At 70.8% G+C, this 9,360-nt stretch carries 9 protein-coding genes; 7 read left to right on the top strand and 2 right to left on the bottom strand.

The genetic code is table 11. The annotated features are described in order from the left end of the window. Positions 1 to 110: 110 nt before the first annotated feature. Positions 111 to 1,055: an arginine deiminase family protein gene (locus tag G4D87_RS01925; RefSeq protein ID WP_163777843.1), complete on the top strand. Its 945-nt coding sequence runs from the start codon at positions 111 to 113 to the stop codon at positions 1,053 to 1,055. A gap of 13 nt (positions 1,056 to 1,068) precedes the next feature. On the opposite strand, the gene G4D87_RS01920 is transcribed toward G4D87_RS01925, so the two are convergent. Further along, the gene (locus tag G4D87_RS01920) at positions 1,069 to 1,272 is read right to left on the bottom strand and encodes a hypothetical protein (RefSeq protein ID WP_163777841.1); all 204 of its coding nucleotides are present in this window, start codon (positions 1,270 to 1,272) and stop codon (positions 1,069 to 1,071) included. 145 nt (positions 1,273 to 1,417) lie between these two features. Between G4D87_RS01920 and G4D87_RS01915 the strand changes: the two genes are divergently transcribed. The 6 genes from G4D87_RS01915 (at position 1,418) to coaBC (ending at position 8,856) form a co-directional block, all read left to right on the top strand. Then, positions 1,418 to 2,023 (top strand): hypothetical protein, encoded by a 606-nt coding sequence (locus G4D87_RS01915; RefSeq protein WP_163777838.1) that lies wholly within the window; start codon positions 1,418 to 1,420, stop codon positions 2,021 to 2,023. A gap of 46 nt (positions 2,024 to 2,069) precedes the next feature. After that, positions 2,070 to 2,582, top strand: coding sequence for an FHA domain-containing protein (locus G4D87_RS01910; protein WP_163777836.1), 513 nt, complete (start codon positions 2,070 to 2,072; stop codon positions 2,580 to 2,582). 61 nt (positions 2,583 to 2,643) lie between these two features. Then, positions 2,644 to 3,927, top strand: coding sequence for a Stp1/IreP family PP2C-type Ser/Thr phosphatase (locus tag G4D87_RS01905; protein ID WP_163777883.1), 1,284 nt, complete (start codon positions 2,644 to 2,646; stop codon positions 3,925 to 3,927). 107 nt (positions 3,928 to 4,034) lie between these two features. Then, complete coding sequence (locus G4D87_RS01900; RefSeq protein ID WP_163777833.1) at positions 4,035 to 4,541, top strand: hypothetical protein; 507 nt, start codon at positions 4,035 to 4,037, stop codon at positions 4,539 to 4,541. Positions 4,542 to 4,614: 73 nt separating this feature from the next. Next, a complete protein-coding gene (locus tag G4D87_RS01895) occupies positions 4,615 to 7,584 on the top strand; it encodes a carboxypeptidase regulatory-like domain-containing protein (protein WP_163777830.1) in 2,970 nt (989 codons plus the stop codon). Between the two features lie 51 nt (positions 7,585 to 7,635). Continuing rightward, a complete protein-coding gene (gene coaBC, locus G4D87_RS01890) occupies positions 7,636 to 8,856 on the top strand; it encodes a bifunctional phosphopantothenoylcysteine decarboxylase/phosphopantothenate--cysteine ligase CoaBC (protein ID WP_163777827.1) in 1,221 nt (406 codons plus the stop codon). Here coaBC and G4D87_RS01885 read toward each other — a convergent pair. Beyond that, positions 8,853 to 9,284: a PaaI family thioesterase gene (locus G4D87_RS01885; RefSeq protein WP_163777824.1), complete on the bottom strand. Its 432-nt coding sequence runs from the start codon at positions 9,282 to 9,284 to the stop codon at positions 8,853 to 8,855. The two genes, coaBC and G4D87_RS01885, sit on opposite strands and share 4 nt — an antisense overlap. Positions 9,285 to 9,360 lie beyond the last annotated feature (76 nt).

Raw genomic sequence — 9,360 nt, 5'->3', positions numbered from 1 at the left:
AGGTAAATTTCTGGTGCCAGCGCTCAAGCAGGGGGGTTGGCGCTTTCCAAGTGGGGGCTCAGCGGCAGGTGTCCGGGCTGACTCACCGCTGTGACGACAGGTGCTTGCAGATGGCGTTCAGCGAGTTCGAGTGCTGGTCCGAATCAGGCCAGCTGGATTGCGTGGCGGTGTTCCGGCCCGCGGCGCTGGACGTCACCAGCGCGGAGGAGGCGGCGGCGGTCGGCTTCATGCGGCCCGTCACGCGCGGTGAGGCGGAGGACGCCTTTGGCCGGCTGCGGGACACGCTGACGCGCTTGGGCTGCCAGACGATTGACCTGTGGGAGCTGCTCCCGGAGCGCGAGCGCGCGGTGAGCGACACCACGGTGAACCGGGTGTTCGTCCGCGACACGGCGGCGGTGCTCGGGCGTCAGCTGGTGACGGGCACGGCGGCCTTCCCCGTGCGGCTGGCGGAGTTCGACGTGGCGCACCGCGCGCTGTCACAGCTCCAGCCGGAGCTGTCGAGCGACGACGCCGCGACGTCCGCGCGCATCGAGTTCGGGGACGTCTTCGTGCTCGACGCGGAGCGCCTGCTGGTCAACGTGGGGCTGCGCAGCGACGCGCGGGCGCTTCAGCCCTTCCTGGAGCTGGCGTGGCGTTCGGGCTTCCGCGAGGCCGCCGTCGTCCGCATCCCGGAGGGCCTGGGCATCATCCACCTGGACCTGGCCTTCAACGTGCTGGGGCCCCATGCGGTGGTGGCGCGCGCCTTCCTGCGCCACACGCCCATCCAGGTCTTCACGCAGGGCGTGGCGCCGCACTGGGAGCCCTTCGACGGCTACTTCACCCAGCGGGGCCGCCGCGTCATCCCCTTCGAGCCGAAAGGGGAGAGCGGCTTCATGTCGAACTTCATCTACGTGGGGCCCCACCTGATTCTCGCCTCGGAGAGCGCCTCGGTGGGCCTTCGTCCTCTGGCGAAGGAGGCCGGCATCGAGGTGGCGAGCGTCGACATCGAGGCGCTGGAGCGCGGCAACGGCAGCGTCCGCTGCCTCACGATGCCCCTGCGCCGGCGCGCGGTGTAGCCAAGGCCCGCTCTCAGGAAGGGCGGTTCACCCCGGGCGGGTGGGTCATGTCGCCTTCTTGCTCGTAGTAGAGGCTCGCGCAGCCCTGCTCGTAGACCACGAGCACCCGGTCACTCTCCTCAAGCAAGTCGGAGACCTTCTCCGTGGTCTTGCGGACGAGTACGTCGAACCTACCCGGGCGCTGTTTGTTTCCGGCCCGGACTGTCACGACTGGCATGCGGGGTCCCGCTCCTTGTGCCCCGCGGCGAGCGGTTCCGGGAGGACTTCCCCGGCCTGGGCCCATCCGAAGGTAACAAGGCGTGTCATAACCAGATGAACAGTCCGTTGACAAGCGGGCCGCGTCATGGCGGGAAGTGGCTCCCATGCTCCGCAAGCTTCCCGTTGTGCTGGTGGGTGTTCTGGGTCTGGCCTCTTCCGCGGGCGCGCAGGAGCCGCAGCGGCCTCGGGAGCACCGCTCTCCGACGCCCGCCTGGGCGCCTCGCGGCGTGTTCCTGGGCGTCAGCGCCCAGAGCGGACTGGTGGCCTCCCAGACGAAGGTGCAGTGGCAGTTCACCTTCTATCAGGACCGCAAGGACGCCTTCGCCCTGCTGCTGGAGGGCAGCCTGTCGTGGGGGCTCGCGTTCCCCGATGCCGAAGAGGGCAAGCCGCAGAACGCGGTGCGCTCCTTCTACCAGCACAGCCCGCAGGTGGGCGTGGGCTACCGGAACCACCTGCCCGGCCAGGTGCACTGGGGCTTCCAGGTCACCGGCGGTCCCGTCTTCTATGGCGCGGACTTCGACGATGGGCTGGAGAACGACCGGCGCGTCGCGGGCCTCATCGAGGGCCGCGTCCACCTGGGCTACCAGTTCGGGGCCGTCGGCGGCGGGCTCGCTGTGGGTTATGCCGAGCCCTTTGGCTACAAGCGCCGCAGCCTTGGCCGTTTCTTCGTAGGTGGCCCGATGGTCGGGTTGTTCGTGGATTGGCGCTAGGCTTTGCGTAGAGTGTGGCTCGGGAGCCCCTGTTCACACGCCGCGTATGCCCGAGCCGCTCAGCGCCCATGTCTCGCGATACCTCCGCAACCGAGAAGTCTTCGAGCGGAACCTGCCCGCCGCGCTGCTCGTCTTCACTCCGGTGGCGGAGGAAGGCTGCGGCGGGGACGCGGAGGAGTACCGTCTGAAGACGGTGACGAACGCGGGGGCCCCCACGCTGGGGGCCAGCGGGCCGTTGGTGTTTCCCGTCGTGAAGACACGGACGAACGCCTTCGGGCGGGGGATGACCGTGGGGCGGACGGGCAACAACGACGTGGTCCTGGACGACGGGAGCGTGTCCCGGTTCCACGCCTGGTTCAGCCGGGAGGAAGGCGCTGCGGGCTTCCTGCTGACGGACGCCGGGTCCAGGAATGGCTCCTGGGCGGGGGGCGTCCGGCTGGTGCCCCGGCGAGCGGTTCCGGTGGCGGATGGGGCCCGGCTGCGCTTCGGCCAGGTGGAGGTCGCTTTCTACACGGCCAGCGGTTTTGTGCGGATGCTGACCGTGAGGATGGCTCCCTGAGCCTTGCCACGTCTTCGTGGGCCTGCGTAACGTGCGGAGTCGCCCTCTGTCACACACGGGAGTGTTCGCGGTGGCCTTGACCACAGAAGCTTTTGGACTGACCGACGTCGGCCGCAAGCGGCAGCACAACGAAGACGCGATGTTGGTGGATGCTCCACTCGGCCTCTATGTGGTTGCCGACGGCATGGGCGGTCACGCGGCCGGCGAGGTCGCGAGCAACCGCGCCACGGAGGTCGTCAAGCAGCACATCTCCGCCAACCGCCACTTGTTGAAGGACCTGGGCAACAACCCGACGCCGGACAGTCGCTCCGCGGCGGCGGCGCTCGTGGAGGTGGCCGTCCAGCGCGCGTGCGCGGACATCTACCGGACGGCGATGTCGGACGCGACCAAGCGCGGCATGGGCACGACGTTCGTGTGCCTCGCGGTGGGCGGCAACAAGGGCGTCATCGGCCACGTGGGTGACAGCCGTGTCTACCTGGTGCGGCATGGCCAGTGTCACCGGCTGACGGAGGACCACACGCTGGTCGCCGCGCAGCTCAAGGCCGGCACGATTACCAAGGACCAGGCCGCCACCTCGCAGTACCGCAACGTGATTACCCGCGCGGTGGGCATCCAGGAGTCCGTCCAGGTCGACACGCTCATCGTGGACCTGGTGCCTGGGGACATGTTCATCCTCTGCTCGGACGGCCTGCACGGCTATGTCGAGGACGAGGAGGTCCTTCCGCTCATCTCCGGCATCGCGCCCGCGGACCTGCCCAAGCGCTTCATCGACGTCGCCAACGAGCGCGGTGGCAAGGACAACATCACCGCGGTGGTGGTGAAGGTCGCGGGTGAAGGCGCCACCGTCAACGAGGAGTCGAGCGAGGCGCAGTCGCGCATGGAGGCGCTGCGCAAGATTCCTCTCTTCCGTCACCTCACCTACAAGGAGCAGACGGCGGTGCTGTCCATCGCCACCACGCGCACGTATCCCGCGGGCCGTGAAATCGTGGTGGAGGGGCAGCCGGGCGAGGAGCTCTTCGTCGTCATCCGGGGCCGGGTGGCCATCGAGAAGAACGGCGTGGAGATCGCCGAATTGCGCGCGGGTGGCCACTTCGGAGAGATGGGGCTCATCGACAACGCGCCGCGCTCCGCGACGGTGCGAGCGACCGAGCCCACGCGCACCATGGTCATCTCGCGGCCGGACCTGATGGGGTTGATGAAGCGCGAGTCCATCCTGGCGGTGAAGATGCTCTGGAGCTTCGTCCAGGTGCTCAGCGACCGGCTTCGCGCCACCAACTCGGAGCTCAGCGAGGCGCGGCAGGAGCTGGCCGTGGCCCAGGCGATTGCGCCGTTCGCAGAGGAGTAGACTCCACCGCCATGGCTCCCCGTCGCCCGAAGCAGCTTCGTTCGCTGTCCGATATACGTCAGACGCCCCAGGTACGTTCGCGCCGTTCCGTTGTCGGAGGGCGACGCATGGCGAGAGCGGTGGGCGGCGACGTGGTGGTGAAGTTCCTGGGTGAGGTGGCCGAGCTGCGCCAGGAGCTGAGGGCGACGCAGGGGGAGGTCGAAGGCATCTTGATGAGCATGGGGACCCTGCGAGCCAGCATGGGGCCCATGCGGTCGAACATGGGGACCATGCATGCGAACATGGGGACCATGCATGCGAACATGGCGACCATGCAGTCGAACATGGTGACCATGCAGTCGAACATGGTGACCATGCAGTCGAACATGACGACCATGCAGTCGAACATGACGACCATGCAGTCGAACATGGACTCCATGATGGGCAACATGGAGACGATGATGTCGACCATCGAGTCCATGACAGTAGGGCTGGGCTCCGTGTCGGGACGCCTGAGCCGGATGGAGGCCCACGCGGGCCGCATGGCCCGGCTGCTGGTCTCCATGGCGGATTCGACCCACGAGCGCTTCGAGCGAGTCGAGAAGCGCCTGGATGACCTCGAAGACAAGCTGTAGACGCGTCCGGAATTTCCAGGGGGAATCGGCCGTTCCGCGCCCGGCCCCGGGCTAAGGTCCGCGCCGTCTGCGCATGCGCAACTGGATTGTCATAGGCGTGATGGCGGCCCTGCTCGCGGCAGGGGTGTGGCTGTGGCCCGGCACGGAGACGGCGCCCGCCGCTCGCGACACGCACACTGCCACCGGCAAGGCCCTGCCAGCGTTCGCCGCCGTGGACGTATCCTCCTCCGCGGGCGAGGGGCTGGCGCTCACGGGACGGGTGCTGGACGCCTCGGGCCGTCCCGTCGCGGGCGCGGAGGTGTTCCTGGCCGCCAGCGCGGAGCGGACGCTCCTGGGCGTCCATTGTGAGGCGTGTGGCCAGGCGCTCCTGTCCTGCCCGGCGCGTGAGACGGCGCTGCACACGCGGGCGTTCTTCGAGCAGCAGCAGGGCTTCCTGACGCCGAGAGCCACGGTCCACACGGACGCGGAAGGGCGCTTCCGCTTCGAGCAGCTGGCCGGCGTGTCCTTCTCCGTGTGGGCCCGCGCGCCAGGGCTGGGCGTCGCGCTTCGCGAGCGGGCCGCGCCAGGAGACCCGGTGGAGCTGTACCTGCCTCCGCTGCGCACCCTGGTGGGGCAGGTGGTGGACGAAGCCGGCCGGCCCTTGGCGGGGGCACACGTGCACGGAACGTCGCGGCGGGCGCCGCTGCCCTTCGCGGCCACGAGCGGCGCGGATGGCCGCTTCACCCTGACGGGCCTGGGCGAAGGGCCCTTCTATGTGCTGGCCACGGCGGAGGGGTACCTGCCCGCGGTGGAGTCCCAGGTGGAGGCGGGGCCCCAGCCCGTGCGCCTGAAGCTGATGCCCGAGCGCACCCTGGAGGTCCGCGTCACCCGGAACGGCGCCCCCGCTGCCGCGCGGGTGCGGCTGCGCGCGGACCACCTGTCGCGGGAGCTGCGCACGGATGGCGCTCCGGTGCGCTTCACCGGCTTGTATCCGGACGAACTGGTGGTGACCGCGGAGGCCAAGGGCCTGGCGTCCGTGCCCCGCGTGTTGACGCTGGACAAGCGCGTCACCCAGGTGACGCTGGCGCTGGAGGAAGCGGGGAGTCTGCTCGTCACGGTGGTGGACGAGGCGGGCCAGCCCGTGCCTCAGCCTGAGCTGCTGCTGCGCATGCCGACGGGGGAGGTCGTCTGGCAGGAGCGCGGTGGCGCCGGCGCGCTGGTGACGCTGGGCCCCCTGGCCGTGGGCAACTATGTGCTGACCGGGCAGGCCGAGGGCTTCCGCGATGCGCAGCTGCCCGCGAAGGTGACGCCCCAGGAGACGGCGCTCGAGCTGGAGATGGCGCGCGCCACCGTCATCAGCGGGCAGGTGCTGGATGTCTACGGCCGGCCCGCGCCGGGTGTGTCCGTGTTGGTGCAGCCCACGGGCGCGTCGACGCTGGCGGACGCGGAGGGGCGCTTCATCGCGCAGGTGCCCACGCCGGGGCTGTACGAGCTGCATGCGCACCACTCGGAGTGGGGCGGCGGGCAGCTCAAGGTGACGGCGCCGGCCACCGACGTGCAACTGGCGCTGGAGCCCCGCGCGTCATTGGAGGTGACGGTCTCCGCCGAGGGCCGCCGCGTGGAAGGCGCGGACGTGTTGCTGTGGGTGGAGCAGCAGGGCATCTTCCGGAGTGACCGGCCGTCCGGCTCGGATGGCATGGTCCCGATGCGCGGGATGCCCGCGGGCACGTATTCGATGATGGCGTCCCACCCCGACTATCAGCCGTCGGAGCGCCGGGAGGTGACGCTGACGGATGGGCAGTCGCTGAAGCTGGAGGCGGAGCTGAGGCCCGGCGCGCCGCTCAGTGGTGAGGTGGTGGACGGGCAGAACGCGCCGGTGGCGGGCGCCACGCTGGTGGTGGTGCCCCGAGGCGCGGAGCCCGTGCAGTCTGACGCGAGCGGCCGTTTCGAGTTCCGCGCGCTGCGGCCGGACCGGGGGTACCGCTTGGAGGTGCGGCACCCGGGCTATGACCAGGTCGAGCGCGCAGAGGGCAAGGCCGGTGGCCCACCGGTGCGAGTGGTGCTCAAGAAGCGCGACGTCTTTCGCGGGCGTGTCATGGGCGACGACGGCGAGCCGGTGCGGCGCTTTCGCGTGGACGAGCACGACGTGAATGCACCGGATGGCCGCTTCGAGCTGCCGCTGCCCACGGCGGGCGACCGCGTCATCGCGTCGGTGGACGCGGCGGGCTACGAGCCGCAGATGGTGGACCGCCCGGCCTCGCCCGACCTGGGAGACCTGGTGCTGGAGAAGCTGCCGGGTGTCTCGGGCCGCGTGGTCGACGAGGGCGGTGGGCCCGTGCCGGATGCCGTGGTGTCGTGCGACGTCTGTGACGACTCCGTGCTCTCCGGGCCGGACGGCACCTTCACGGTGGCCAGCCCGCCCTATGTGACGCGTTACTCGCTCACGGCGCGCAAGGGGCGGCTGAGCGCCACCCAGTCGTTGGAGCGGGGCGCACGGGGGCCGGTGGAGCTCAAGCTGCGGCAGGCCACGCGCTTGAGCGGCCGGGTGTACCGCCAGGACGGGAGCCCCGCGGCGGGCGTCGAGGTCGTGGCCGCCAACGCGGACCGCGGCGAGCCGCTCACCATCGTCACCGGGCCGGATGGCGGCTACAGCGTGGAGGTCTCCCCGGGCAACTATCGCTTCGCGCTGGGCGCGAACCGGGAGTTCTCCGGCGAGCCGGCGCTGGTGGTGCAGGTCGGCGGCTCGGAGATGTCGCTGGACCTGGGGCCGGCCCCGGGCACCGCGTCGCTGTCCGTCCAGGTGAAGCCGGAGCGGGGCCGGGCGCTGTGGCTCGTCGCGGGAGAGCTGGGGGCGGTAGGCAATCCTCCCGCGACGGCGTTGATGCGCTCGCGCTGGGCGCAGCTCGTGTACCAGCCCCGGTCGGAGCAGGTCCGCCTGAGCGGCCTGCGACCCGGGCGGTACACGCTGGTGTGGGCCCACTTCCACGTGGAGACCCCGGGCGGACCGGAGGTCCGCGTCGTGGATGTGCCTTCGAGTGGTGACGTCGTGATGAGGGGGCACTGAGGCCCTGCAGCGACGGTTGCGAGCCCGCCTCCCCGCGCATTAGGAAGCCGCATGGACGTGACGACACTGAGAGGCCGCCGGGTGGTCGTCGGCGTGGGGGGCGGCATCGCGGCGTACAAGGCCTGCGAGCTGGTGCGGGAACTGTCGCGTGCGGGCGCCGAGGTGCGGGTGGCCATGACGGAGTCCGCGCGCCAGTTCGTCACCCCGCTGACCTTCCAGGCGCTCAGCGGGCACCCTGTGCTCACCGACTACTTCGACCCCGCCCAGGAGGGGAACTTCGGCCACCTGGACCTGGCGCGCTGGGGCGAGGCCTTCGTCGTGGCGCCGGCCACCGCAGACCTGCTGGCCCGCATCCGCGCCGGCATGGGGAACGACGCCGTGACGACGTCCCTGCTCGCCTTCCGCGGGCCGGTGGTGCTGGCGCCGGCGATGAACGTGGCCATGTGGGACAACCCCCTGACGCAGGAGAACCTGGCGGCCCTGCTGGCTTACCCGCGCTTCTCGCGCGTGGGCCCGGGCGCGGGGATGCTGGCCTGCGGTGACGTGGGGGAGGGGCGGCTGGCGGACGTCCCGGCCATCGTCCAGGCGGTCGCGGCGCGTTTCGGCGCCGGCCCGCTGGCGGGGAAGCGGGTGCTGCTGACGGCGGGCCCCACGCGCGAGTTCCTGGACCCGGTGCGGTTCATCTCCAATCCCTCCACGGGGAAGATGGGGATGGCGCTCGCGCACGCGGCCCGGAGCCTGGGCGCCGAGGTGACGGTGGTGCTCGGCCCCGTGGGCCCCGTGGAGCGCGGCGGCCTGGACGTGGTGGACGTGGTGAGCGCGGACGACATGGCGCGCGAGGTGCTCTCGCGGGTGGGCGCAGTGGATGCGTTCATCGCCACGGCCGCCGTCAGCGACTGGCGCCCGGAGACGCGCGCGCCGCAGAAGGTGAAGAAGGGCGCTTCGGCTTCGCCCGAGGCGCTGGCGCTCGTGCGCACGCCGGACGTGCTCGCGGAGGCCTCCCGCCAGGTGGCGGGACAGCCGAAGCGGCCGGTGCTGGTGGGCTTCGCTGCGGAGACGGAGCACGTGGTGGCGCACGCGCGCGACAAGCTGGAGCGCAAGGGGCTGGACGCGATTGTCGCCAACGACGTGACGGCCCCTGGGGCGGGCTTTGGAACAGACACCAACCGGGTGACGGTGCTCACGCGCTCGGGCGCGCAGCATGAACTCCAGGGCAGCAAGCACGAGGTGGCGCGGGCCCTCATCCAGCTGCTGCTCGTGTCGCCGTCCTAACGGGGCTCCATCACCGCGAGGGTGACGGTGGTCTTCGACACGAGCCGGGGCGTGCCGCCGGAGACGGCGTGGACCTCCGACTCCGTGACGATGAGCCGGCGGCCGGCGCGCAGCACCCGGGCCTTGCACCGCAGCTCCTCACCGGACGCCGTCTGGAGCAGGTGGACGGTGAAGCTGGTGGACAACACCCGCTGGCCCTTGCGGACCACGGAGAAGGCCGCCGCGCCCGCCGTATGGTCCGCCAGCGTCGCCTGGACACCGGCGTGGATGACGCCGTCCTGCTGGAGGTGGCGGGGCTGCACCACCAGCCGGGCCTCCACCTCGCCGGGGCGGATGTCCACGGGCTGGATGCCCAGGTCCATGACGAAGGCGGCCGAGGTGAACAGGGCCTCCGTGTCCAGGCGGTAATCCGGGTTCTGGTGCTCCATGGCGGCTCCTCGCTGCGTGACACCGGGTTCGGAGCGCAAGATAGCGTGGGCCAGGGGCGGAAGACGGGGAGCAGGG

It is taken from the genome of Myxococcus vastator, from assembly GCF_010894475.1.
GTDB classification, from domain to species: Bacteria; Myxococcota; Myxococcia; order Myxococcales; family Myxococcaceae; genus Myxococcus; species Myxococcus vastator.
Note: the sequence above shows the minus strand (reverse complement) of the source record. Positions and strands in the feature narration are given on the sequence as shown.

Coding starts and splice junctions, on each gene's coding strand:
- G4D87_RS01925 (WP_163777843.1), top strand. CDS start 111: ATGGCGTTCAGCGAGTTCGAGTGCTGGTCCGAATCAGGCCAGCTGGAT.
- G4D87_RS01920 (WP_163777841.1), bottom strand. CDS start 1,272: ATGCCAGTCGTGACAGTCCGGGCCGGAAACAAACAGCGCCCGGGTAGG.
- G4D87_RS01915 (WP_163777838.1), top strand. CDS start 1,418: ATGCTCCGCAAGCTTCCCGTTGTGCTGGTGGGTGTTCTGGGTCTGGCC.
- G4D87_RS01910 (WP_163777836.1), top strand. CDS start 2,070: ATGCCCGAGCCGCTCAGCGCCCATGTCTCGCGATACCTCCGCAACCGA.
- G4D87_RS01900 (WP_163777833.1), top strand. CDS start 4,035: ATGGCGAGAGCGGTGGGCGGCGACGTGGTGGTGAAGTTCCTGGGTGAG.
- G4D87_RS01895 (WP_163777830.1), top strand. CDS start 4,615: ATGCGCAACTGGATTGTCATAGGCGTGATGGCGGCCCTGCTCGCGGCA.
- coaBC (WP_163777827.1), top strand. CDS start 7,636: ATGGACGTGACGACACTGAGAGGCCGCCGGGTGGTCGTCGGCGTGGGG.
- G4D87_RS01885 (WP_163777824.1), bottom strand. CDS start 9,284: ATGGAGCACCAGAACCCGGATTACCGCCTGGACACGGAGGCCCTGTTC.